This window comes from Escherichia sp. MOD1-EC5189, from assembly GCF_002966045.1.
In the GTDB taxonomy this organism is placed as follows: Bacteria; Pseudomonadota; Gammaproteobacteria; order Enterobacterales; family Enterobacteriaceae; genus Escherichia; species Escherichia coli_F.
Genome location: NZ_PTRX01000017.1, coordinates 18,067 through 43,632, shown reverse-complemented (window position 1 = coordinate 43,632; position 25,566 = coordinate 18,067). Strand labels below are relative to the sequence as shown.

Below are 25,566 nucleotides of genomic sequence, written 5' to 3'. Positions count from 1 at the left end.
TGTGCTTCTTTGCGACAAGGGTACCGCCAGGATGTAACAGATACGAGGGCCGAAACGATAAAGCGTGAGATGGCGCGCACCTCGGTATGCGCGCCAGAAGGATTAGTGCAGGATTTTCGCGAGGAAGTCTTTTGCGCGGTCCGATTTCGGATCATCGAAGAAAGCGTCTTTCGGTGAGTCTTCGACAATTTTACCTTCATCCATAAAGATCACCCGATTCGCCACTTTGCGGGCAAAGCCCATTTCGTGGGTCACCACCATCATGGTCATTCCTTCGTTCGCCAGTTCGACCATCACGTCCAGCACTTCGTTGATCATCTCCGGGTCAAGCGCCGATGTCGGTTCGTCGAACAGCATCGCGATAGGATCCATGCACAATGCGCGAGCGATCGCCACACGCTGCTGCTGACCGCCGGAAAGCTGCGCCGGAAACTTATTGGCATGTGCGGAAAGTCCCACGCGCTCCAGTAATTTCAGGGCTTTTTCACGAGCGGGCGCTTTATCGCGTTTAAGCACTTTTACCTGCGCCAGGGTCAGGTTTTCAATAATCGACAAATGAGGGAACAGCTCGAAATGCTGGAACACCATCCCGACGCGGGAACGCAGCTTTGCCAGATCGGTTTTCTTATCATTAACCACGATGCCATCGACGGTGATTTCACCTTGCTGCACCGGTTCGAGGCCGTTGACGGTTTTAATCAGTGTTGATTTGCCGGAGCCTGACGGGCCACAAACCACCACTACTTCACCTTTTTTCACTTCGGTTGAGCAGTCGGTCAGCACCTGAAAGTGACCATACCATTTTGAAACATTTTTCAGGGTAATCATTATGCTGTCCTTCTTTTCAAGTAGCTGACCAACAACGATGCGCTAAGGCTAATAACGAAATAAACAAACCCGGCAAACAGAATCATTTCGACCTGTGTACCATCACGCTCACCAATGGTTGAGGCGGTACGGAAGAAATCGGCCAGAGATAACACATACACCAGCGAGGTATCCTGGAAAAGTACGATGCCCTGAGTGAGCAGCAGCGGCACCATCGCGCGGAACGCCTGCGGCAGAATAATCAGTTTCATCGACTGCCAGTGAGTCATCCCCAACGCCAGCGCGGCGCTCGACTGCCCACGGGAAATACTTTGAATACCGGCACGGATAATCTCTGAATAGTAGGCCGCTTCAAACATCGAAAACGCCACCATCGCCGAAATTAAACGGATATCATTTTTTGGCGATAATCCCAGCACGTTTTGCAGAAATCCCGGCACAATCAGGTAAAACCATAGCAAAACCATGACTAACGGGATCGAACGGAACACGTTAACGTAGGCTTTGGCAAACCAGGCAATCGGCGCAAAGCTGGACAAGCGCATCACTGCCAGCATCGTACCCCACAAAATACCAATGACCACCGCCGTGATGGTGATTTTCAGGGTGATCACCAGCCCGTCGAGCAGATATGGCAGGGAAGGAACAATGGAACTCCAGTCAAACTCGTACATTATTTGCCCCCCATGTTGCCGGGCAGGCGAACTTTACGTTCAACCAGCGTCATCACCAGCATGATAAAAGCGTTAATCAACACATACGCCAGCGTAATGGCGGTAAATGACTCCCAGGCGTGGGCTGAGTAATCGAGCAATTTACCGGCCTGCGCCGCCATATCCACCAGACCGATAGTCGAGGCGATGGCGGAGTTTTTCACCAGGTTCATCATCTCAGAGGTCATTGGCGGGACGATAACGCGATAAGCGTTAGGCAACAGTACGTAGCGGTAAGCCTGCGGTAGCGTCAGACCCATCGCCAGCGCGGCATTTTTTTGCCCACGCGGCAGCGACTGAATCGCGGCGCGTACTTGTTCGCAAACACGAGCTGCAGTAAACAGTCCCAGACAGAGCATGGAGGAGAGGAAAAACTGAATATTGGGGTCTAGTTCTGCCTTAAACCACATGCCGATTTTTTCCGGCAACAGTTCAGGGATAACCAGATACCAGGTAAAGAATTGCACAATCAACGGCACGTTGCGGAACAGTTCGACATACAACGTACCCAGACCGGAGAGAAAACGGTTTGGAACGGTACGTAAAATGCCGAAAAATGAACCGACGAGGAAAGCGATAATCCAGGCGCAGATCGACAAAGCGATCGTCACCTGAAAACCACTCCAGATCCAACCAAGATAGGTGGTGTTGCCGAACGGGGCTTGTTGTAAAAAAATACCCCAGTTCCAGTCTATAGACATAAATCTACTCCAGAAAAAAGAGGGTAGCAGCGTTAACTGCTACCCTCGAAGATTGTTACCCAGCGTATTGCGGTTTTCAGGCCCGATGGGGAACGACCATCAGGCGTATAGTCTGTCCGTGCTACGTAACAATCGAGAGGGCTGGAATTTCCGCCCCTGGTTCTTGTAATTAGTTCAGTGCCTTGTCATTCGGTTCTTTGAACAGTGCTTTCATTTCGTCCGACAGTTCGAAATTCATGTTCAGGTTTTTCGGCGGAATTGGATTTTTGAACCACTTATCAAACCATTTTTCCGCTTCACCGGAGGTCTGCACCTGAGCGATAGTGTCATCCATCAGCTTTTTGAACTGCGGATCGTCTTTACGCAACATGCAACCGTAGGCTTCCTGAGACTGCGGCTTGCCGACGATTTCCCAGTTGTCTGGTTTCTTCGCTTTCGCTCGCTCACCGGCTAACAGAGCGTCATCCATCATAAAGGCAACGGCACGACCGCTTTCCAGGGTGCGGAAAGAGTCACCGTGATCTTTGGCGCTGATGATGCGCATATTCATTTTTTGCTCTTCATTCAGTTTGTTGAGCAAAACTTCAGAGGTAGTGCCGGAAGTAACGACTACGGCTTTGCCTTTCAGGTCGGCAAAATCTTTGATATCGCCGCCCTTTTTGGTCAGCAGGCGCGTACCGACCACGAAAATAGTGTCAGAGAAAGCCGCCTGTTTTTGGCGTTCGACGTTGTTGGTGGTTGAACCACATTCAAAATCGAAAGTGCCGTTTTGCAGCAGAGGAATACGGTTTTGTGAGGTGATCGGAATCAGTTTCACCTGCAAGTCCGGTTTGTTGAGTTTCTTTTTCACTGCTTCAACAATGGCGTTGGAGTAATCCTGCGAGTAACCCACCACTTTTTGCTGATTATCGTAATAAGAGAAAGGTACTGAAGATTCACGGTGACCGACGACAATCACACCGTTTTTGGCGATTTTGTCCAGCGTACTGCCCGCTGCCGGGGCGGCGTCATCTGCCTGTGCCAGGCCTGCGGAAAGCGCCAGGGCCAGGATTGCTGTGGCAGGTTTACGTAATTGCATATCCAACTCCTTTATCTTCTGCGTTAAGAACGCATGGATACCCGTTGTGAGTGTTTGTGTTGTTATCATCTGCAACTTTATTGTGCAGTGTTGTATTTGTTAGGTAACATTTAGTTTGGCTAAATGTAAAGATATTGATGTTTTATTGTTTGTTTTTGCGAGATGCGCCGCACCATTCCGAAGCAAAATTCTTAAAATGCACTCTTTTGGTGCTACCGGTGGATTGCTGTGGTGCAACCGGGTTGTACTGACGCGGGTTCAAGCTTTGCCTTGTATAACAAAGCAATAGATGTGCCAAAGTTGGATAGGGGAATTTTGTCATCCGGATAACGCACTGATACCACATCCGGCGAGCGTGCCGTAATACGGGATGTATTCCGGCACGATAAGAAGGGATTATTTACGTCGTTGACGCAGACTCATCAACACAGCGGCAAAACCAAACAGTGCCGTCAGTACCCACAGCGGCCAGTTGCCGGTACGTGCGTACGGTGTGAGTCCGGTGGTCGGCGTCACATTAGTGGTTAACACCTCGCGGGTGAATTGCGGGATCATCGCCTGAATCTCACCCTGCGGGCCAATCACCGCCGTAATGCCGTTGTTGGTGCTACGCAGCAGCGGGCGCGCCAGCTCCAGCGCACGCATTCGCGCCATCTGAAAGTGCTGCCATGGGCCAATAGACTTACCAAACCACGCATCGTTGGAGATAGTCAGCAGATAGTCGGTATCCGGGCGGAAGTTATCGCGCACTTGCTCGCCGAGAATGATCTCGTAGCAAATAGCCGCAGTAAGCTCAATACCATTTACCGACAGCGGTGGTTGGATATATGGTCCACGGCTGAATGACGACATCGGCAGATCAAAGAACGGTGCTAACGGACGCAGAATCGACTCCAGCGGGACAAACTCGCCAAACGGTACCAGATGGTTTTTGTTATAGCGATCGGCTGATTCGTAGCTATACGGTGCACCTTTACCCAGCGTGATGATGGTGTTGTAGGTATCGTAGCGATTCTGCTTATTGAGACGCGCGTCGACAATCCCGGTGACCAGCGAGCTACCTTTATCACGCAACTCACCGTCCAGTGCTTTGAGGAACGGCTGCTGATTAATTTCCAGGTCGGTTATCGCCGACTCAGGCCAGATAATCAGCGATGACTTGCCCATCAGCGGTGCCGTTGCGTTGTAGTAAATCTTCAGCGTATTGAGAAGCTGGCCTTCATCCCACTTCAGCGATTGCGGAATGTCGCCCTGAACCATCGAAACCTGAATGGTTTTCTCCGGTTGCGGGGTAAACCACTGGATGTAACGTAGCGGGAAGGGAAGGGCAAACAGCACGACGGCCACCACCAGCGGACGCCAGTTGCGTTTGACCAACGCCAGTGCCAGCAGGCCGCTTACCATCATCAGCAGGAAGTTAATGGCTTCCACGCCCATTATCGGTGCCAGTCCTTTTAACGGACCGTCAATCTGGCTATAGCCGAACTGCAACCACGGGAAGCCAGTCAGCACCCAACCGCGCAGAAACTCGGTCACTTGCCAGAGAGCAGGGGCGGCAATCGCCACGCGTAGCCAGGTGGTTTTCGGCCACAGACGCGACAGCACGCCAGCAAACAGTCCGGTATACAGCGACAAATACGCTGCCAGCAGTATCACCAGGAAGATGTTAACCGGGCCAGGCATTCCGCCAAAGGTCGCGATGCTGACATAGACCCAGTTAATACCGCTGCCAAACAGGCCAAATCCCCAGCAAAAGCCAATAGCGGCAGACTGGAGTGGACGGCGGTTAAAGGTCAGCGCCTGAAGCCCCATCAGCGAAATAATCGCCGCAGGCCAGACATCGTAAGGAGAGAAGGCCAGCGTTCCGCAGGCACCGAATAATAACGCCAGCAGCAGGCGAATGCGCTGGCGTTCAATTAATGAGGCAAAAGCCATGTAGTTATCTATCCAGTTTCGGTTTTATTCATCCAGCTTTGGCTGGGGTGAGTCATCCGGGATTTTGACATGAACCTGAATAATACGCCGACTGTCAGCCATCGCCACTTTGAACTGGTAACCGTCGATGTCGATGGTTTCGCCACGCGCCGGGAGATGCCCAAATGCCTGCATCACCAGACCTCCGATGGTGTCGACTTCTTCATCGCTAAAGTGGGTGCCGAAGGCTTCGTTGAAATCTTCGATGGAAGCCAGTGCGCGCACGGTCCAGGTATGACGACTCAGCTGACGGAAGTCGATATCATCTTCTTCGTCATACTCGTCTTCAATCTCACCAACAATCAGTTCCAGGATATCTTCAATGGTCACCAGACCGGAAACCCCACCGAATTCGTCAATGACGATCGCCATGTGGTAACGCTGAGAGCGAAACTCTTTCAGCATCCGGTCTACGCGCTTACTTTCAGGAACGACAACCGCCTGACGTAACACTTTGTCCATGCTGAAGGCTTCTGCATCGCTGCGCATAAACGGCAGCAAGTCTTTCGCCATCAGAATCCCTTCAATGTGATCTTTGTCTTCGCTAATCACCGGGAAACGTGAGTGGGCGGACTCGATGATGACATCAAGGCATTCGTCCAGCGTCTGGTTGCGTTTCAGGGTAATCATCTGGGAGCGGGGGATCATGATGTCGCGAACGCGTTGGTCTGCGATGTCCATCACCCCTTCGAGCATATCGCGCGTATCTTCGTCGATAAGGTCGTTCTGCCCGGAATCACGGATCAGCGCCAGCAGTTCGTCACGGTTTTTCGGTTCACCGTGGAAAAGTTGGCTGAGTAACAGGGAGAAAAATCCCTTCTTGTTGCTTATCGTGTCACTACTGTGTGAATTGTCGTCGCTCATGGCGTCGTATGGGTTCTCATGTTAGTTAATCAAAACGCCGTCGTTAATCACCAACGGCGGGGACGTCTGCCAGTCAAATGCCTGGCAAATTATTCTTTCTCGGCAATGTACGGATCCTCATAGCCCAGAGCAAGCATAATCTCTGTTTCGAGGGCTTCCATTTCTTCTGCTTCGTCGTCTTTGATGTGATCGTAACCTAACAAATGCAGACTGCCGTGCACCACCATATGCGCCCAGTGCGCTTCCAGTGGTTTGCCTTGCTCCTGTGCTTCCTTCTCAACGACCTGGCGGCAGATAACCAGATCGCCCAGCAGCGACATCTCCATGCCAGGCGGTACTTCAAACGGGAAGGAGAGCACGTTGGTCGGCTTATCCTTACCGCGATAGGTCAGATTGAGGCTGTGGCTTTCGGCGGTATCGACCACGCGAATAGTCACTTCCGATTCTTCCTGAAACTGCGGGATCACCGCATTCAGCCATGTCTGAAACTGGCTCTCTTCCGGTAACCCGGAATTATCTTCACATGCCAGTTGTAAATCGAGGATCACCTGACTCATTTTTGTTCCTGTTCTTCGCGCTTGCGTTCTGCTGCCAGCGCCGCTTTTCGTTTTTGTTCGGCTTCTTCCCAGGCTTCATAAGCGTTAACGATACGCGCTACCACCGGGTGACGAACCACGTCTTCGCTGTGGAAGAAGTTAAAGCTGATCTCTTCGACATCGGCTAACACTTCGATAGCGTGACGTAAACCTGATTTAGTATTACGCGGTAAGTCGATCTGCGTGACATCGCCGGTAATAACCGCTTTTGAGTTAAAACCGATACGAGTCAGGAACATCTTCATCTGTTCGATGGTGGTGTTCTGGCTTTCATCGAGAATGATAAACGCGTCGTTCAGCGTACGACCACGCATATAGGCCAGTGGTGCGACTTCAATAACGTTGCGCTCAATCAGCTTCTCGACTTTTTCAAAGCCCAGCATTTCAAACAGCGCGTCATATAGCGGGCGCAGATACGGGTCCACTTTCTGACTTAAATCGCCAGGCAGGAAGCCCAGTTTCTCACCGGCTTCTACCGCCGGACGAGTCAGCAGAATACGGCGAATTTCCTGACGCTCCAGGGCATCAACTGCCGCAGCCACTGCCAGGTAGGTTTTACCCGTACCCGCCGGGCCAACGCCGAAGGTAATGTCATGGTCGAGAATATTGGCGATGTACTGCGCCTGGTTTGGCGTGCGCGGTTTAATTACACCGCGTTTGGTCTTGATATTGACCGCTTTGCCATACTCCGGCACGCTCTCCGCACTTTGTTCCAGCACGCGTGCTTCTTTAATCGCCAGGTGGATCTGTTCCGGCTCGATATCCTGAATCTGACCGCGCATCGGGGCGGTATCGACATACAGGCTACGCAGAATGTCTGCCGCAGCGGTGACGCAAATCGGACGGCCGGTCAGTTTAAAGTGGTTATCGCGGCGATTGATTTCGATGCCGAGACGGCGTTCGAGTTGTTTGATGTTGTCATCAAACGGGCCGCACAGGCTCAACAGACGTGCGTTGTCTGCTGGCTCCAGAGTGATTTCGCGAGTGTCTATGTTCAAACCGTTCCTCTTATCTGTATGCCGCCGGAAGCTGAACATTCACCGGCCTATAAGGAAATTATTCACGCCATAGGAAAAAGGCGCAAGCATTGCGATAAAGATGGGGATAAAGAGAGAAAAAACAAGGCCCACCGGAACGGCGGGCCTGAGAATTACGGCTGATAATAACCCACGCCCAGATCATTTTCTTTGCGGGTACGGGCAATCACCGATTCCGGTGTTTCTGCCACGCGCAGACCCATTTCATCTTCAGTACGCACCACTTTACCGCGCAGAGAGTTCGGGTAGACGTCGGTAATTTCTACATCGACGAATTTACCGATCATATCCGGCGTACCTTCGAAGTTGACCACGCGGTTATTTTCAGTACGACCGGAAAGCTCCATGATGCTCTTACGCGATGTACCTTCTACCAGAATACGCTGGGTGGTGCCGAGCATACGGCGGCTCCATGCCATCGCTTGCTGATTAATGCGCTCTTGCAGAATATACAGACGCTGCTTCTTCTCTTCTTCCGGAACATCATCAACCATATCGGCGGCAGGCGTTCCTGGACGAGCGGAGAAGATAAAGCTGTAGCTCATGTCGAAATTGACGTCGGCAATCAGCTTCATCGTTTTTTCGAAGTCTTCGGTGGTTTCGCCCGGGAAGCCGACAATGAAGTCAGAACTGATCTGAATATCCGGACGCGCCGCACGCAGTTTACGGATGATCGCTTTGTACTCCAGCGCTGTATGGGTACGTCCCATCAGGTTCAGAATGCGATCGGAACCGCTCTGTACCGGCAGGTGCAGGAAGCTCACCAGCTCCGGCGTGTCGCGATACACTTCGATGATATCGTCGGTGAATTCGATCGGATGGCTGGTGGTAAAGCGAATACGATCGATCCCGTCGATCGCAGCAACCAGACGCAGCAGATCGGCAAACGATCCGGTGGTGCCGTCGTAGTTCTCACCGCGCCAGGCGTTCACGTTCTGGCCGAGCAGGTTAACTTCACGCACGCCCTGAGCAGCAAGCTGGGCAATCTCAAACAGAATATCGTCGGAAGGACGGCTTACCTCTTCACCACGGGTGTAAGGCACTACGCAGTAGGTGCAATATTTATTGCAGCCTTCCATGATGGAGACAAACGCGGTCGGTCCTTCGGCACGCGGTTCCGGCAGACGGTCAAACTTCTCGATTTCCGGGAAGCTGATATCTACAACCGGGCTGCGGTCGCCGCGTACGGAGTTGATCATCTCTGGTAGACGGTGCAGCGTTTGCGGCCCAAAAATAATATCGACATAGTGGGCGCGCTGGCGAATGTGCTCGCCTTCTTGCGATGCCACGCAGCCGCCGACGCCGATAATCAGGTCTGGATTCTTCTCTTTTAACAGTTTCCAGCGACCCAACTGATGGAAGACTTTTTCCTGAGCCTTCTCGCGGATTGAGCAGGTGTTCAGCAGCAGCACATCCGCTTCTTCCGCCACGTCGGTCAGTTGATAGCCGTGGGTGGCATCCAGCAGATCGGCCATCTTCGATGAATCGTACTCGTTCATCTGACAGCCCCAGGTTTTAATATGGAGTTTTTTGGTCATCGACTTGCTCTTGCGAAATAGTAGCCAGGAATGCAGGGCGCATAGTGTAATGCTTTGCTGCCGTTGTGACCAGTATGAGCGTTATCAGCCCTTGGGGGTAAAAATCCTGTAAACTTAAAGCATATTGCTAACAGGATGATTGACCATGACAAATCAACCAACGGAAATTGCCATTGTCGGCGGAGGAATGGTCGGCGGCGCACTGGCGCTGGGACTGGCTCAGCACGGATTTTCGGTAACGGTTATCGAACATGCCCAACCTGCACCGTTTGTCGCTGACAGCCAGCCTGACGTGCGGATCTCGGCGATCAGCGCGGCTTCGGTATCATTGCTTAAAGGTTTAGGCGTCTGGGACGCAGTACAGGCCATGCGTTGCCATCCTTATCGCAGACTGGAAACGTGGGAGTGGGAAACGGCGCATGTGGTGTTTGATGCAGCCGAATTGAAGCTGCCGTTGCTTGGCTATATGGTGGAAAACACTGTCCTGCAACAGGCGCTGTGGCAGGCGCTGGAAGCGCATCCGAAAGTAACGTTACGTGTGCCAGGCTCACTGATTGCTCTGCATCGCCATAATGATCTTCAGGAACTGGAACTGAAGGGGGGCGAAGTGATCCAGGCGAAGCTGGTGATTGGCGCTGACGGTGCAAATTCGCAGGTGCGGCAAATGGCGGGAATTGGCGTTCATGCCTGGCAGTATGCGCAGTCGTGTATGTTGATTAGCGTACAGTGCGAGAATGATCCCGGCGACAGCACCTGGCAGCAGTTTACTCCGGACGGGCCGCGCGCGTTTCTGCCGCTGTTTGATAACTGGGCATCGCTGGTGTGGTACGATTCACCAGCGCGTATTCGCCAGTTGCAGAATATGAATATGGCGCAGCTCCAGGCGGAAATCGCGAAGCATTTCCCGTCACGTCTGGGTTATGTAACGCCGCTTGCTGCTGGTGCGTTTCCGCTTACGCGCCGCCATGCGTTGCAGTATGTGCAGCCAGGGCTTGCGCTGGTGGGCGATGCGGCGCACACCATTCATCCGCTGGCGGGGCAGGGGGTGAATCTTGGTTATCGTGATGTCGATGCCCTGATTGACGTTCTGGTGAATGCCCGCAGCTACGGCGAAGCGTGGGCCAGTTATCCTGTCCTCAAGCGTTACCAGATGCGGCGTATGGCAGATAACTTCATTATGCAAAGCGGTATGGATCTGTTTTATGCCGGATTCAGCAATAATCTGCCGCCACTGCGTTTTGTGCGTAATCTTGGTTTGATGGCGGCGGAGCGTGCTGGCGTGTTGAAACGGCAGGCGCTGAAATATGCGTTAGGGTTATAGCCTTACAACATTGCCGGATGCATGCCAACTGTAGGTCGGATAAGACGCATCAGCGTCGCATCCGACTTTGAAGAATAAGACGTGTCAACATCGCATTCGACATTGAATATACGCAGAAAAGCAAAAAGCTCGCCGAAGCGAGCTTTTTTAATGTGGCTGGGGTACGAGGATTCGAACCTCGGAATGCCGGAATCAGAATCCGGTGCCTTACCGCTTGGCGATACCCCAACAAATTGGTTTGTGAATTTGCCGAACGCATTCGACACATTCAGAATTTGGTGGCTACGACGGGATTCGAACCTGTGACCCCATCATTATGAGTGATGTGCTCTAACCAACTGAGCTACGTAGCCAGATTGTTTCTTCGATGGCTGGGGTACCTGGATTCGAACCAGGGAATGCCGGTATCAAAAACCGGTGCCTTACCGCTTGGCGATACCCCATCCGTACAACGCTTTCTGGTGAATGGTGCGGGAGGCGAGACTTGAACTCGCACACCTTGCGGCGCCAGAACCTAAATCTGGTGCGTCTACCAATTTCGCCACTCCCGCAAAAAAGATGGTGGCTACGACGGGATTCGAACCTGTGACCCCATCATTATGAGTGATGTGCTCTAACCAACTGAGCTACGTAGCCATCTTTTTTTCGCGATACCTTATCGGCGTTGCGGGGCGCATTATGCGTATAGAGCCTTGCAGCGTCAACCTCTTTTTCAAGGAAAATTGCTCGAAAGTGACTGTTTGGTTAGGTTGCGAACAGCGTGGCGCTATATTCGTCAATTATTGTTTACTTTGTGTTTTTTCCCCACCCTACAGCCATTCTTTTGTCATACAGGATGAAATTCGGAATTCAACAATGGTGGTAAGAAATTAATCTATGAAATACTGGCCCGTTGCAACAGGACAGGGCAGGGATCGCTACGCCTGCATCTCTGCTACCACTTCAGGCGATTTATTGAGGGAATACTATGCTGCGTTTTATGACGGCGCTGATGGGGGCGTTATTACTCATGCAATCTGCGTTTGCCGATACGGTCAAACCGGAAATCGGTAAATATGTTTTTGGCTATCGTGGGCAGGAAGGCGCTGTGGTGTGGATGATGCGGATAGGGCCGAAAGCCTCTAATGAAGCCCTCATTCAGGTATCGCATGTTGATAATGACATCGATGGCCAGATTTTTCGCTGCAAAGTGAAAGCATTACAGGAAGGTGAAAAATCCTATACCGCCGTAATTAAGGGCAAATCTTTTGAGTTATTACGCCTGAAAGAGGGGAATGGCAGCCTGCATATTCCGGATGAGCAGGCGACCTGGTCGGTGGCCTACAGTGATGAGTTGTCAAACAGTGATGTGGCAAACCCGGAACATTTCCTTACTGCATATCAGAATCAACAAGCAGATCAATAACTGAAACAGCCCCGGATTTCTCCGGGGCAGTACCGCATTTCTTACTTATACGCCGACTGGTGAACACCAACCGCACGACCAGACGGATCGTCCATTTTCTTGAACGCCTCATCCCACTCAATCGCTTTAGCGGAAGAACACGCGACGGACGGGCCGCCCGGTACACACTCAGCGGCGCTCGGTAGCGGGAACAGTTCTTCAAAGATCTCCCGGTACAGATACGCTTCTTTTGAGGTCGGCGTGTTGTACGGGAAGCGGAAACGGGCAGTTTCCAGCTGTTGATCAGAAACCTGCTGCGCCGCCACTTCTTTCAGAGTGTCTATCCAGCTGTAACCGACGCCATCGGAAAACTGCTCTTTCTGACGCCAGGCCACACTTGCAGGCAGGTACGACTCAAAACATTCACGCAGGATGTGTTTTTCCATCTTGCCGTTACCGCACATTTTATCCTGCGGGTTAATGCGCATCGCCACATCAAGGAATTTTTTGTCGAGGAACGGAACGCGTGCTTCCACGCCCCAGGCTGACATCGCTTTGTTGGCACGCGCGCAGTCATACATATGCAGGGCCAGCAGTTTACGCACCGTCTCTTCATGCAGTTCTTTAGCGTTCGGCGCTTTGTGGAAGTAGAGATAACCGCCAAACACTTCATCAGAACCTTCACCGGACAGTACCATTTTAATGCCCATCGCTTTGATCTTACGCGACATTAAATACATCGGTGTTGAAGCGCGAATAGTGGTCACATCATAGGTTTCAATGTGGTAAATAACATCGCGGATGGCGTCCAGACCTTCCTGTACAGTGAAGTGAATTTCATGATGCACAGTGCCCAGATGGTTTGCCACTTCCTGGGCTGCCTTCAGATCCGGTGAACCCGGCAGACCTACAGCAAAGGAGTGCAGCTGCGGCCACCAGGCTTCAGAGCGTTCCTGATCTTCCACGCGACGGGCGGCGTATTTCTTGGTGATCGCGGAAATAATTGAGGAATCCAGACCACCAGAAAGCAGCACACCGTAAGGCACATCAGACATCAGATGGCTTTTAACGGAATCTTCCAGTGCCTGACGCAGCTCGTTTTTGTCGGTCACGTTATCTTTCACCGCATCGTAGTCGAACCAGTCGCGGTGATAATAAGAACGGATTTCGCCGTCCTGACTCCACAAATAGCTTCCCGCCGGGAACTCTTTAATCGTGCGGCATACCGGCACCAGGGCTTTCATTTCTGAGGCCACATACAGCTGACCATGTTCGTCATAGCCCATATACAGTGGGATGATCCCCAGATGGTCGCGACCAATCAGATACGCATCTTTTTCGCTGTCGTATAGGGCAAAAGCGAACATGCCCTGCAAATCGTCGAGAAATTCCGGCCCTTTTTCCTGATACAGCGCGAGGATCACTTCACAGTCAGACCCGGTCTGGAACTGGTAACGATCGCCATATTCAGCGCGCAATGCCTGGTGGTTGTAGATTTCACCGTTTACTGCCAGCACATGAGTTTTTTGTTGGTTGTAGAGAGGTTGCGCCCCCGCGTTAACGTCAACAATGGACAGACGTTCGTGGGCGAGAATGGCGTTATCGCTGGCATAAATACCGGACCAGTCCGGGCCACGATGACGCATCAGGCGTGACAGCTCGAGTGCTTTCTTACGCAGCTCAACTGCGTCTGTTTTGATATCGAATACGCCAAAAATTGAACACATAACCTTCTCCGTTAACCTGGTATTTGTTGCTTGTTGTGTTTGCTTGTTTAAAAAAATGCCGCAAAGCAGCACTGTGCGCAAGCGATTTGGCAGGGGGGGAATAAAAAACGTAATGGTGATTGTCGATTGGTGAAAAAAGGTCTGGTGTGAGGATGTATTTATTGATGAATCGATAATTTTTAGCGGGTTTTATTAAATGGTTATATTTTACGGGGGCCAAATTGCTGACAAAGTGCGATTTGTTCATGCCGGATGCGGCGTGAACGCCTTATCCTGCCTACAAAAGCATGAAAATTTAATATATTGCAGGAGCTGCGTAGGCCTGATAAGCGTAGCGCATCAGGCAGTTTGGCGTTTGTCATCAGAGCCAACCACGTCCGCAGACGTGGGTGGTATTCAGATAACGTCGATTTCAGCGACTGACGGGTAAATCCAGCTTGGGCGGAACGGCATACTGTCGATATCGTCGAGCGATGAAACACCAGAAAGCACCAGAATCGTCTCCAGACCGGCCTGGAAGCCCGCCAGAATGTCGGTGCGCAAGTTATCGCCGACAATCACCGTTTCTTCCGAATGCGCCTGCATTTTGTTTAATGCTGCGCGGATGATCCACGGACTCGGCTTACCAACATAGAACGGTTTACGTCCGGAGATTTTTTCGATCCCCGCGCATAGCGCGCCACAGGCCGGATAAAAACCGCGCCCGTGGGTGTCCGGGTTGGTGGCGATAAAGCGTGCACCGTTAGCGACGAAATAGGCTGCTTTATGCATCATGTCCCAGTTGTAGGAACGCGTTTCGCCAACAATCACAAAATCAGGGTTCACATCGGTAATAGTGAAACCGGCTTTGTACAGTTCATGAATCAGTGCGCCTTCGCCCACCACATACGCTTTCTTACCTTCCTGGCGACGCAGGAAATCGGCGGTCGCCATCGCGGAGGTATAAAACACGCTGTCCGGCACATCGACACCCGCAGTGGCAAAGCGGTTCGCCAGATCTTGCCCGGTCTGCGAAGGATAGTTGGTCAGCAACACCAGCGGCAGGCCTTTATCCATAATCCCGTGCAAAAATTCCGCTGCACCCGGTACGGCGACGTTATCGTGCATCAGCACGCCGTCGATATCGCAAATTACATTTTTAATGGTCATGGACTACCCAGAATATTGACAACAATAAGCGCCACTATAAAAGCACATTAATTTTCCAGCAAATGCTGGAGCAAAATACCGTTGAGCATGGCGCGTTTTACCAGCGCAAAAGCGCCGATTGCCGAGCGGTGATCCAGCTCAGAACGTACCACCGGCAGATTAGTACGAAACGCCTTCAGCGACTGGGTATTAATGCAGCTTTCAATAGCAGGGAGCAGCACTTTATCGGCTTCGGTGATTTCACCGGCAATAACAATTTTTTGCGGATTAAATAAGTTGATAGCAATGGCGATGGTTTTACCCAGATGACGACCAACATATTCAATCACTTCCGACGCCAGACCGTCGCCTTTGTTCGCGGCTTTGCAGATAGTTTTGATGGTGCAGTCGTCCAGTGGCACACGGCTCTGGTAGCCCTGCTTTAACAGATTTAACACTCGTTGTTCAATGGCAGCGTTGGCGGCGATAGTTTCCAGGCAGCCAAAGTTGCCGCAGTGGCAGCGTTCACCCAACGGTTCGACCTGAATATGACCAATTTCACCGACGTTGCCGTTGCGCCCGATAAAAATGCGCCCGTTAGAGATAATCCCTGCCCCGGTTCCGCGATGCACACGCACCAGAATGGAGTCTTCGCAATCCTGGCTTGCACCGAAGTAGTGCTCTGCCAGTGCCAGACTGCGGATATCGTGGCCGACAAAACAGGTCACTTTAAAACGTTCTTCCAGTGCTTCTACCAGTCCCCAGTTTTCTACCTGAATATGCGGCATGTAATGAATTTTGCCACTGTCCGGGTCAACAAGCCCTGGCAGGATCACGGAAATGGCGATCAGCTCGCGCAGTTTGCGCTGGTAGCTATCAATAAACTGAGCAATGGCATTCAGCAGGGCATGTTCCAGCGTTTGCTGAGTGCGTTCAGGCAACGGGTAATGTTCCTCTGCCAGCACTTTGCTACTGAGATCAAACAGGGTGATGGTGGCGTCGTGACGACCAAGCCGTACGCCGATTGCGTGGAAATTGCGGGTTTCGGTGACGATAGAGATAGCGCGGCGGCCCCCGGTGGAGGCCTGCTGATCAACTTCTTTAATCAGCCCGCGTTCGATAAGCTGACGCGTAATTTTTGTTACGCTGGCGGGGGCAAGCTGGCTTTGCTCGGCAATCTGAATCCGCGAGATTGGCCCGTACTGGTCAATCAGGCGATAAACCGCCGCGCTGTTAAGCTGTTTTACGAGATCAACATTACCTATCTGAGCTTGTCCGCCTGGTGTCATACTTTCTCTTATTGAGTTACGACCTCGTTACCGTTAACGATGGTCTTGGTGATTTTAAAATCAGGTGTGAATGCAGTCAGGTTGGCTACTTTACCAGCGGCGAGCGTGCCGAGACGTTTTTCAACGCCAATCGCACGCGCCGGATAGAGCGTCGCCATACGCAGCACTTCATCCAGTGCGATACCGCAATGTTCGACCAGATTACGCACGCCTTCAATCATGGTTAAGGATGAACCGCTTAACGTACCATTCTCATCCACACAAAGTCCGTTACGGTAGTATATTGTTTTACCCGCAAAAATGAACTGTTCAATGTTGGCACCGGCTGGCGCAGTGGCGTCGGTAACCAGACACAGTTTGTCGCCTTTCAGACGTTTAGCGTTACGAATATTGGCGTAATCAACATGCAGGCCATCAGCGATAATACCGCAATAAATGTCAGCTTCGTCGAGGATCGCGCCCGCCAGACCCGGTTCACGACCGGTGATATAAGGCATCGCGTTATAGAGATGGGTGGCAAAGGTAATCCCCGCGCGGAAACCAGCTTTCGCTTCTTTTAACGTCGCGTTTGAGTGACCAGCAGACACTACAATCCCGGCATTTGCCAGTTTACTGATCACTTCCGCAGGAACCATTTCCGGTGCCAGCGTCACTTTGGTAATGACGTCGGCGTTCTCACACAGGAAATCGACCAGCGCGGCATCAGGCTTACGCACAAAATTCGGATTATGGGTGCCTTTTTTTACCAGATTCAGCCACGGACCTTCCAGATGCAGACCTAACGCCTGATTCGGATGTTTTGCCAGGTACTCGCGCATAACGCGCACGCCCTGTTTCATCAGCTCGTCGCTGGTGGTGATAAGCGTCGGCAAATAGTTAGTACAGCCTGATTTCTCATTGGCTTTCTGCATGATTTCCAGCGTTTCTACGCTGACTGCTTCAGCAGTATCGTTAAACTGCACGCCGCCGCAGCCGTTTAACTGCACATCGATAAAACCGGGGGAGAGAATGGCCCCGTTCAGTGAACGTTGTTCGATCTCTGGCGGCAGTTCCGCTACCGGACAGACGCTTTTAATCAGGCCATCAGCGATAACAACCGCGTGGTCATCAAGAAATTCGTGGCCGGTAAAGATTCGGCCCTGGGTTAATGCATACATTCTGACCCCCGATTTAAAAAAAATATTGCCCTGAGCAATGCGTCAGGGCAGGGATAATAATTACAGACCTTTGATATTTTCTGCTTCTAACTCATTGAAATATCTTAAAGTCTTAACTTTCAGCTCCATGGTGGAAGGTTCATCGCACACCATGATGGCTTTCGGATGCAGTTGCAGACAGCTGATGGTCCACATGTGGTTCACGCAACCTTCAACGGCGGCTTGCAGCGCCAGTGCTTTCTGGCTGCCCAGCACCAGAATCATTACTTCTTCGGCATCCAACAATGTACCAACACCGACAGTCAGGGCATATTTTGGCACCTGATTGACATCGTTATCAAAGAAACGAGAGTTCGCGACGCGAGTGTCATGAGTCAGGGTTTTGATACGAGTACGAGAAGCCAGAGAAGACGCTGGTTCGTTAAATGCAATATGACCGTCGTTACCTACACCGCCCATAAACAGATGAATTTTTCCGTAAGAACGGATTTTTTCTTCATACTGGCGGCACTCGGCGTCGATATCCGGGGCGTTGCCGTTGAGAAGATTGATGTTTTCTGCTGGAATATCAACGTGATCGAAGAAGTTACGGTGCATAAAGCTGTAGTAGCTTTCCGGATGCTCTTTCGGCAGACCGACATATTCGTCCATGTTGAAGGTGACAACGTGCTTAAAGCTGACCTGGCCTGCTTTATGCATTTCGACTAACGCTTTATAGGTGGTCATCGGCGTGCCGCCAGTCGGCAGGCCCAGAACAAACGGACGATCGGCAGTCGGTTTGAACGCATTGATACGATTGACGATATGGCGAGCAGCCCATTTGCCGACCTGTTCAGCGGTAGTCAGGGGGATCAGTCTCATTATTCACCTCAAGTAAGTAAAAAGTAAGCCGTTGGCGGATTAGGCATCTTTAAGCGTAACCTGGATTTGCGCAGACAGGCGTCAATCCGACCTGATTTTTTGAATGATAAAATAAGTTTTCTGGTTTAGCCAGTAAAAGGGAGTGATGATAACGATATTTGGTGACAAAACTCACAAAAGACACGCGTTTAATTTGCGATACGAATTAAATTTTCACACACTCTGTAGCAGATGATCTAACAATCTGATTACAGAACATCGGCAGTACAATTTGCAGCAAAATAAAAATACGGCTTTAAACGAGCCAAATAGGGTTCTCGTAGGGGGAATAAGATGAATATTTTAGGTTTTTTCCAGCGACTCGGTAGGGCGTTACAGCTCCCTATCGCGGTGCTGCCGGTGGCGGCGCTGTTGCTGCGATTCGGTCAGCCAGATTTACTTAACGTTGCGTTTATTGCCCAGGCGGGCGGTGCGATTTTTGATAACCTCGCATTAATCTTCGCCATCGGTGTGGCATCCAGCTGGTCGAAAGACAGCGCAGGTGCGGCGGCGCTGGCGGGTGCGGTCGGTTACTTTGTGTTAACCAAAGCGATGGTGACCATCAACCCAGAAATTAACATGGGTGTACTGGCGGGTATCATTACCGGTCTGGTCGGTGGTGCTGCCTATAACCGTTGGTCCGATATTAAACTGCCGGACTTCCTGAGCTTCTTCGGCGGCAAACGTTTTGTGCCGATCGCCACCGGCTTCTTCTGCCTGGTGCTGGCGGCCATTTTTGGTTACGTCTGGCCACCGGTACAGCACGCTATCCATGCAGGCGGCGAATGGATCGTTTCTGCGGGCGCGCTGGGTTCCGGTATCTTTGGTTTCATCAACCGTCTGCTGATCCCAACCGGTCTGCATCAGGTGCTGAACACCATCGCCTGGTTCCAGATTGGTGAATTCACCAACGCGGCGGGTACGGTTTTCCACGGCGACATCAACCGCTTCTATGCCGGTGACGGCACGGCAGGGATGTTCATGTCCGGCTTCTTCCCGATTATGATGTTCGGTCTGCCGGGCGCGGCGCTGGCGATGTACTTCGCAGCACCGAAAGAGCGTCGTCCGATGGTTGGCGGTATGCTGCTTTCTGTTGCTGTTACTGCGTTCCTGACCGGTGTGACTGAGCCGCTGGAATTCCTGTTCATGTTCCTTGCACCGCTGCTGTACCTCCTGCACGCACTGCTGACGGGTATCAGCCTGTTTGTGGCAACGCTGCTGGGTATCCATGCTGGCTTCTCCTTCTCTGCGGGGGCTATCGACTACGCGTTGATGTATAACCTGCCGGCCGCCAGCCAGAACGTCTGGATGCTGCTGGTGATGGGGGTTGTGTTCTTCGCTATCTACTTCGTGGTGTTCAGTGTGGTTATCCGCATGTTCAATCTGAAAACGCCGGGTCGCGAAGATAAAGAAGACGAGATCGTTACTGAAGAAGCCAACAGCAACACTGAAGAAGGTCTCAATCAACTGGCGACCAACTATATTGCTGCGGTTGGCGGCACTGACAACCTGAAAGCCATTGACGCCTGTATTACTCGTCTGCGCCTGACGGTGGCTGACTCAGCTCGCGTCAACGATGCGATGTGTAAACGTCTGGGTGCTTCTGGGGTGGTAAAACTGAACAAACAGACTATTCAGGTGATTGTTGGCGCGAAAGCGGAATCCATTGGCGATGCAATGAAGAAAGTCGTTGCCCGTGGTCCGGTAGCAGCCGCCTCTGCTGAAACTGCGCCTGCAACTACCGTGCCTGTAGCAAAACCGCAGGCCGTACCAAACGCGGTGTCTGTCGCGGAGCTGGTATCGCCGATTACCGGTGATGTTGTGGCGCTGGATCAGGTTCCTGACGAAGCATTTGCCAGCAAAGCGGTGGGTGACGGTGTGGCGGTGAAACCGACGGATAAAATCGTCGTATCGCCAGCCGCAGGGACAATCGTAAAAATCTTCAACACCAATCACGCGTTCTGCCTGGAAACCGAAAAAGGCGCTGAGATTGTCGTCCATATGGGTATCGACACCGTAGCGCTGGAAGGCAAAGGCTTTAAACGTTTGGTGGAAGAGGGGGCGCAAGTAAGCGCAGGGCAACCGATTCTGGAAATGGATCTGGATTACCTGAACGCTAACGCCCGTTCGATGATTAGCCCGGTGGTTTGCAGCAATATCGACGATTTCAGCGGCCTTATCATTAAAGCTCAGGGTCATGTTGTGGCGGGTCAAACGCCGCTGTATGAAATCAAAAAGTAATCTGCTTCATGCCTGATGCGACGCATGACGCGTCTTATCAGGCCTACAAAAGCTCAGTCCAGGTTGGATAAGACGCTTAAGCGTCGCATCCAACAATGACGCAGGACTGGCAAAAGCGGTGGAGATCTTCTCTGCCGCTTTTTTTTTCATCAATCATCCCCATAATCTCAGTGAGATTTTCGATTTTCACTAACTAACAGTTGTCAGCCTGTCCCGCTTATAAGATCATACGCCGTTATACGTTGTTTACGCTTTGAGGAATCCACGATGAGTGAGGCAGAAGCCCGCCCGACTAACTTTATCCGTCAGATCATCGATGAAGATCTGGCCAGTGGTAAGCACACCACAGTACACACCCGTTTCCCGCCGGAGCCGAATGGCTATCTGCATATTGGCCATGCGAAATCTATCTGCCTGAACTTCGGGATCGCCCAGGACTATAAAGGCCAGTGCAACCTGCGTTTCGACGACACTAACCCGGTAAAAGAAGATATCGAGTATGTCGATTCGATCAAAAACGACGTAGAGTGGTTAGGTTTTCACTGGTCTGGTAACGTCCGTTACTCCTCCGATTATTTTGATCAGCTCCACGCCTATGCTGTTGAACTGATCAATAAAGGCCTGGCGTATGTTGATGAGCTGACGCCGGAACAGATCCGCGAATACCGCGGCACCCTGACGCAGCCGGGTAAAAACAGCCCGTACCGCGACCGCAGCGTTGAAGAGAACCTGGCGCTGTTCGAAAAAATGCGTACCGGCGGTTTTGAAGAAGGTAAAGCCTGCCTGCGTGCGAAAATCGACATGGCGTCGCCATTTATCGTAATGCGCGATCCGGTGCTGTACCGCATTAAATTTGCTGAACACCACCAGACCGGTAACAAGTGGTGCATCTACCCGATGTACGACTTCACCCACTGCATCAGCGATGCGCTGGAAGGTATTACACACTCTCTGTGTACGCTGGAGTTCCAGGACAACCGTCGTCTGTATGACTGGGTACTGGACAACATCACCATTCCTGTTCATCCGCGCCAGTACGAATTCTCGCGCCTGAATCTGGAATACACCGTGATGTCCAAGCGTAAGCTGAACCTGCTGGTGACCGACAAGCACGTTGAAGGCTGGGATGATCCGCGTATGCCGACTATTTCCGGTCTGCGTCGTCGTGGTTACACGGCGGCTTCTATTCGTGAGTTCTGCAAACGCATTGGCGTGACCAAGCAGGACAACACCATTGAGATGGCGTCGCTGGAATCCTGCATTCGTGAAGATCTCAACGAAAACGCCCCGCGCGCAATGGCGGTTATCGATCCGGTGAAACTGGTTATCGAAAACTACCAGGGCGAAGGCGAAATGGTTACCATGCCGAACCATCCAAACAAACCGGAAATGGGTAGCCGTCAGGTGCCGTTTAGCGGTGAGATTTGGATCGATCGCGCCGATTTCCGCGAAGAAGCTAACAAGCAGTACAAACGTCTGGTGCTGGGTAAAGAAGTGCGTCTGCGTAATGCTTACGTTATTAAGGCAGAGCGCGTGGAGAAAGATGCCGAAGGCAATATCACCACTATCTTCTGTACTTATGATGCTGACACCTTAAGCAAAGATCCGGCAGATGGTCGTAAAGTCAAAGGTGTTATTCACTGGGTGAGCGCGGCACATGCGCTGCCGGTAGAAATTCGTCTGTACGATCGTCTGTTCAGCGTGCCGAACCCAGGTGCTGCGGATGATTTCCTGTCGGTGATTAACCCGGAATCGTTGGTGATCAAACAGGGCTTTGCTGAACCTTCGCTGAAAGATGCGGTAGCGGGTAAAGCATTCCAGTTTGAGCGTGAAGGTTATTTCTGCCTCGACAGCCGCCATTCTACGGCGGAAAAACCGGTATTTAACCGCACCGTTGGGCTGCGTGATACCTGGGCGAAAGTAGGCGAGTAATTTTAAGTTCTACCAGGCCGGGTGAGGCGTTTACGTCGCATCCGGCAAGAAACATAGAAACAGTTTCAAACGCTAAATTGCCTGATGCGCTACGCTTATCAGGCCTACATGATCTCTGCCATATATTGAATTTGCGTGCTTTTGTAGGCCGGATAAGGCGTTCACGCCGCATCCGGCAAGAAATAGCAAACAAATCCAAAACGCCGCGCTCTGCGGCGTTTTTTTCTACTTTTCTTCGCGAATTAATTCCGCTTCGCAATTTATCCATAAAACAAATTTAAAATCACAAACCATAATTAAATAAAATGTAACCGTTTTCATCTTGCTGGAAATTCACGCTTTTATTCTTCTGCAAGCCTTTCAACTGCAAACTTAAGCCTTGTAACAAAAATCATCAAAATATGTGCGGTTGCTCATGTTCTTACATTCTGGTTACAGAAAGAGATTGATAATTCGCGTCGCGAAAAATAGTCTGTTCCTGTAGTCAGCGAGACTTTTCTCAACGCTACTTTTTTAATTTTTATTTTTTTCGCTGTTCACCTTTGGTGCAGCAATTTATACGTCAAAGAGGATTAACCCATGCGTACGTTTAGTGGCAAACGTAGTACGCTGGCGCTGGCTATCGCCAGTGTTACAGCAATGTCGGGCTTTATGGCAATGCCGGAGGCTCGCGCCGAAGGATTCATCGACGATTCAACCTTAACCGGCGGTATCTATTACTGGCAGCGTGAACGCGACCGTAAAGACGTTACCGACGGCGACAAATACAAAACCAACCTTTCTCACTCCACCTGGAATGCCAACCTCGATTTTCAGTCTGGTTATGCTGCTGATATGTTCGGCCTTGATATTGCGGCGTTTACGGCGATTGAAATGGCGGAAAACGGCGACAGTTCTCACCCGAACGAAATCGCGTTTTCAAAAAGCAATAAAGCCTATGACGAAGACTGGTCCGGCGATAAAAGCGGTATAAGCCTGTATAAAGCAGCGGCCAAATTTAAATACGGTCCGGTGTGGGCGCGGGCAGGTTATATTCAGCCAACCGGTCAGACGCTGTTAGCGCCGCACTGGAGCTTTATGCCGGGTACTTATCAGGGGGCGGAAGCGGGGGCGAATTTTGATTACGGCGATGCTGGTGCGTTGAGTTTCTCCTACATGTGGACCAACGAATATAAAGCGCCGTGGCATCTGGAAATGGATGAGTTTTATCAGAACGATAAAACCACCAAAGTTGATTATCTGCACTCCATCGGTGCGAAGTACGACTTCAAAAATAACTTTGTACTGGAAGCGGCATTTGGTCAGGCAGAAGGGTATATAGATCAATATTTTGCCAAAGCCAGCTACAAATTTGATATCGCCGGTAGCCCGTTAACCACCAGCTACCAGTTCTATGGTACGCGCGATAAAGTTGACGATCGCAGCGTCAACGACCTTTACGACGGTACTGCCTGGCTGCAAGCGTTGACCTTTGGTTACCGGGCGGCTGATGTAGTGGATTTGCGCCTCGAAGGCACCTGGGTTAAGGCTGACGGTCAGCAGGGATACCTCCTGCAACGTATGACTCCAACCTACGCTTCCTCGAACGGTCGCCTGGATATCTGGTGGGATAACCGTTCTGACTTCAACGCTAACGGCGAAAAAGCGGTCTTCTTCGGTGCGATGTATGACCTGAAAAACTGGAATCTTCCAGGCTTCGCCATCGGCGCTTCCTACGTTTACGCATGGGATGCTAAACCCGCTACCTGGCAGAGCAATCCGGATGCGTACTACGACAAAAACCGGACTATTGAAGAGTCTGCATACAGCCTGGATGCGGTCTACACCATTCAGGACGGTCGTGCTAAAGGCACGATGTTCAAACTGCACTTCACCGAATACGACAACCACTCCGACATCCCAAGCTGGGGCGGTGGTTACGGTAACATCTTCCAGGATGAGCGTGACGTGAAATTTATGGTAATCGCACCATTCACCATCTTCTGATGCCCGACGCGGCAGGTTTTGTGCCTGCCGCACGTTTGAGGAATTTGCAATGAAAAAACTGATTCTCATCGCCATGATGGCATCGGGGCTGGTGGCTTGTGCACAATCCACCGCGCCACAGGAAGACAGCCATCTGAAAGAAGCTTACAGCGCCTGTATCAACACCGCGCAAGGTTCGCCGGAAAAAATTGAAGCCTGTCAGAGCGTGTTAAACGTGCTGAAGAAAGAGAAACAACATCAGCAGTTTGCCGAGCAGGAAAGTGTACGCGTACTGGATTATCAGCAGTGTCTGCGTGCAACGCAAACCGGAAATGATCAGGCGGTGAAAGCCTATTGTGATAAAGTCTGGCAGGAAATTCGCAGTAATAACAAATAAGTGAGAGCTGTAACTCTCGCTTTTCTTATTTCCCTTGCATAAAAAAGCCAACCCGCAGGTTGGCTTTTCTCGTTCAGACTGGCTTATTTGCCTTCGTGCGCGTGCTCATCTTCGCGGCAATCGCCTTCGGCACAGTGACCGTAAAGATAGAGACTGTGGTTAGTCAGGCGAATGCCATGTTTTGCGGCAATTTCACGCTGACGCGCTTCGATGGAATCATCACTAAACTCGATAACCTTGCCGCAGTCGAGGCAGATCAGGTGATCGTGGTGATGTTGCTGTGTCAGTTCAAATACGGATTTACCGCCTTCAAAATTGTGGCGGGTGACGATGCCAGCGTCGTCGAACTGGTTCAGTACGCGATAAACCGTAGCCAGACCAATTTCTTCACCCATATCGATCAGACGTTTGTATAAATCTTCCGCACTGACGTGATGGTTGTCCGGCTCCTGAAGAACTTCCAGGATTTTCAAGCGAGGAAGCGTTACTTTCAGGCCAGCTTTCTTTAGGGCGGTATTGTTATCAGTCATGCGGAATCTGTCCTGTTACTAAGCGGTTCACTTCATTAGAAGAAGTGACAGAATTTGCTCTTGAGATAATGCGTATCATTATAGAATTGCCACGCCTAAATGAAAACCACAAGTCCCTGGCAAATATTGTTAATAAAAACGTGGCTCAGCTTACATTTACAACGGCAAGGCCACTTGAACACCGGAACATTGTACAGGTACCACGGCAAAAGTTACAAATTTGTAGCAATTATTTTGATTGGCATTATCTATTAATACGGCGTAGA

The 25,566-nt window shown here is 51.2% G+C and carries 22 protein-coding genes and 5 tRNA genes; 6 read left to right on the top strand and 21 right to left on the bottom strand.

What is annotated here, in order from left to right; translation table 11 throughout:
- Positions 1–102: 102 nt before the first annotated feature.
- The 9 genes from gltL to miaB all read right to left on the bottom strand — a co-directional run bounded on the left by gltL (position 103) and on the right by miaB (position 9,329).
- Positions 103–828 (bottom strand): glutamate/aspartate ABC transporter ATP-binding protein GltL, encoded by a 726-nt coding sequence (gltL, locus tag ATB02_RS15405; RefSeq protein ID WP_000631384.1) that lies wholly within the window; start codon positions 826–828, stop codon positions 103–105.
- Entirely contained in the window at positions 828–1,502 is a 675-nt protein-coding gene (gene gltK / locus ATB02_RS15400; RefSeq protein ID WP_000272807.1) for a glutamate/aspartate ABC transporter permease GltK, read from the bottom strand. The genes gltL and gltK overlap by 1 nt, the downstream gene beginning before the upstream one ends.
- Positions 1,502–2,242: a glutamate/aspartate ABC transporter permease GltJ gene (gene gltJ, locus ATB02_RS15395; RefSeq protein WP_000020941.1), complete on the bottom strand. Its 741-nt coding sequence runs from the start codon at positions 2,240–2,242 to the stop codon at positions 1,502–1,504. Before gltJ ends, gltK begins: the two co-directional genes overlap by 1 nt.
- A gap of 169 nt (positions 2,243–2,411) precedes the next feature.
- Complete coding sequence (gene gltI / locus ATB02_RS15390; protein ID WP_001177085.1) at positions 2,412–3,320, bottom strand: glutamate/aspartate ABC transporter substrate-binding protein GltI; 909 nt, start codon at positions 3,318–3,320, stop codon at positions 2,412–2,414.
- A 396-nt stretch (positions 3,321–3,716) separates the two neighbouring features.
- Positions 3,717–5,255, bottom strand: a complete 1,539-nt coding sequence (gene lnt, locus ATB02_RS15385) for an apolipoprotein N-acyltransferase (protein ID WP_000853010.1) — start codon at positions 5,253–5,255, stop codon at positions 3,717–3,719.
- 24 nt (positions 5,256–5,279) lie between these two features.
- Entirely contained in the window at positions 5,280–6,158 is an 879-nt protein-coding gene (corC, locus tag ATB02_RS15380; protein ID WP_001278605.1) for a CNNM family magnesium/cobalt transport protein CorC, read from the bottom strand.
- Between the two features lie 89 nt (positions 6,159–6,247).
- The gene (gene ybeY, locus ATB02_RS15375; protein WP_032250167.1) at positions 6,248–6,715 is read right to left on the bottom strand and encodes an rRNA maturation RNase YbeY; all 468 of its coding nucleotides are present in this window, start codon (positions 6,713–6,715) and stop codon (positions 6,248–6,250) included.
- Positions 6,712–7,752, bottom strand: a complete 1,041-nt coding sequence (locus tag ATB02_RS15370; protein ID WP_001018040.1) for a PhoH family protein — start codon at positions 7,750–7,752, stop codon at positions 6,712–6,714. Before ATB02_RS15370 ends, ybeY begins: the two co-directional genes overlap by 4 nt.
- A 152-nt stretch (positions 7,753–7,904) precedes the next feature.
- Entirely contained in the window at positions 7,905–9,329 is a 1,425-nt protein-coding gene (gene miaB / locus ATB02_RS15365; protein ID WP_000162740.1) for a tRNA (N6-isopentenyl adenosine(37)-C2)-methylthiotransferase MiaB, read from the bottom strand.
- Positions 9,330–9,474: 145 nt separating this feature from the next.
- Here miaB and ubiF point away from each other — a divergent pair, with 145 nt between their 5' ends.
- A complete protein-coding gene (gene ubiF, locus ATB02_RS15360; RefSeq protein ID WP_105271854.1) occupies positions 9,475–10,650 on the top strand; it encodes a 3-demethoxyubiquinol 3-hydroxylase in 1,176 nt (391 codons plus the stop codon).
- Between the two features lie 153 nt (positions 10,651–10,803).
- Here ubiF and ATB02_RS15355 read toward each other — a convergent pair.
- The 5 genes from ATB02_RS15355 to ATB02_RS15335 form a co-directional block, all read right to left on the bottom strand.
- A tRNA-Gln gene (locus ATB02_RS15355) sits at positions 10,804–10,878 on the bottom strand.
- Positions 10,879–10,926: 48 nt separating this feature from the next.
- A tRNA-Met gene (locus tag ATB02_RS15350) sits at positions 10,927–11,003 on the bottom strand.
- Positions 11,004–11,018: 15 nt separating this feature from the next.
- Positions 11,019–11,093 (bottom strand) — tRNA-Gln (locus ATB02_RS15345).
- A gap of 23 nt (positions 11,094–11,116) precedes the next feature.
- A tRNA-Leu gene (locus ATB02_RS15340) sits at positions 11,117–11,201 on the bottom strand.
- Positions 11,202–11,209: 8 nt separating this feature from the next.
- Positions 11,210–11,286, bottom strand: a tRNA-Met gene (locus tag ATB02_RS15335).
- Between the two features lie 331 nt (positions 11,287–11,617).
- Here ATB02_RS15335 and ATB02_RS26155 point away from each other — a divergent pair.
- A complete protein-coding gene (locus tag ATB02_RS26155; protein WP_032183630.1) occupies positions 11,618–12,055 on the top strand; it encodes a hypothetical protein in 438 nt (145 codons plus the stop codon).
- Between the two features lie 41 nt (positions 12,056–12,096).
- Here ATB02_RS26155 and asnB read toward each other — a convergent pair whose 3' ends face one another.
- From asnB to nagB, 5 genes are all read right to left on the bottom strand, one after another.
- Complete coding sequence (asnB, locus tag ATB02_RS15320; protein WP_000337081.1) at positions 12,097–13,761, bottom strand: asparagine synthase B; 1,665 nt, start codon at positions 13,759–13,761, stop codon at positions 12,097–12,099.
- A gap of 396 nt (positions 13,762–14,157) precedes the next feature.
- On the bottom strand, positions 14,158–14,910 hold the full coding sequence (gene nagD, locus ATB02_RS15310) for a ribonucleotide monophosphatase NagD (protein ID WP_000153129.1): 753 nt from the start codon (positions 14,908–14,910) through the stop codon (positions 14,158–14,160).
- A 47-nt stretch (positions 14,911–14,957) separates the two neighbouring features.
- Positions 14,958–16,178, bottom strand: coding sequence for a DNA-binding transcriptional regulator NagC (gene nagC, locus ATB02_RS15305; protein WP_032183659.1), 1,221 nt, complete (start codon positions 16,176–16,178; stop codon positions 14,958–14,960).
- Between the two features lie 8 nt (positions 16,179–16,186).
- Positions 16,187–17,335, bottom strand: coding sequence for an N-acetylglucosamine-6-phosphate deacetylase (gene nagA / locus ATB02_RS15300; protein WP_000271153.1), 1,149 nt, complete (start codon positions 17,333–17,335; stop codon positions 16,187–16,189).
- Between the two features lie 60 nt (positions 17,336–17,395).
- Positions 17,396–18,196 carry a glucosamine-6-phosphate deaminase gene (gene nagB / locus ATB02_RS15295; protein ID WP_001237072.1) on the bottom strand — a complete coding sequence of 267 codons (801 nt, stop codon included), beginning with the start codon at positions 18,194–18,196 and terminating at the stop codon, positions 17,396–17,398.
- 333 nt (positions 18,197–18,529) lie between these two features.
- Between nagB and nagE the strand changes: the two genes are divergently transcribed.
- From nagE to chiQ, 4 genes are all read left to right on the top strand, one after another.
- Positions 18,530–20,476 (top strand): PTS N-acetyl glucosamine transporter subunit IIABC, encoded by a 1,947-nt coding sequence (gene nagE / locus ATB02_RS15290; protein WP_001023131.1) that lies wholly within the window; start codon positions 18,530–18,532, stop codon positions 20,474–20,476.
- Between the two features lie 267 nt (positions 20,477–20,743).
- On the top strand, positions 20,744–22,408 hold the full coding sequence (glnS, locus tag ATB02_RS15285) for a glutamine--tRNA ligase (RefSeq protein WP_039021216.1): 1,665 nt from the start codon (positions 20,744–20,746) through the stop codon (positions 22,406–22,408).
- 579 nt (positions 22,409–22,987) lie between these two features.
- Positions 22,988–24,394 carry a chitoporin ChiP gene (gene chiP, locus ATB02_RS15280; protein WP_105271853.1) on the top strand — a complete coding sequence of 469 codons (1,407 nt, stop codon included), beginning with the start codon at positions 22,988–22,990 and terminating at the stop codon, positions 24,392–24,394.
- Positions 24,395–24,443: 49 nt separating this feature from the next.
- Positions 24,444–24,770, top strand: coding sequence for a ChiQ/YbfN family lipoprotein (chiQ, locus tag ATB02_RS15275; RefSeq protein WP_105271852.1), 327 nt, complete (start codon positions 24,444–24,446; stop codon positions 24,768–24,770).
- Between the two features lie 83 nt (positions 24,771–24,853).
- Here chiQ and fur read toward each other — a convergent pair whose 3' ends face one another.
- Both fur and uof read right to left on the bottom strand, forming a co-directional pair.
- The gene (fur, locus tag ATB02_RS15270; protein WP_000131702.1) at positions 24,854–25,300 is read right to left on the bottom strand and encodes a ferric iron uptake transcriptional regulator; all 447 of its coding nucleotides are present in this window, start codon (positions 25,298–25,300) and stop codon (positions 24,854–24,856) included.
- The gene (gene uof / locus ATB02_RS15265) at positions 25,293–25,379 is read right to left on the bottom strand and encodes a fur leader peptide (RefSeq protein WP_001406816.1); all 87 of its coding nucleotides are present in this window, start codon (positions 25,377–25,379) and stop codon (positions 25,293–25,295) included. The genes fur and uof overlap by 8 nt, the downstream gene beginning before the upstream one ends.
- Positions 25,380–25,566: the final 187 nt, after the last annotated feature.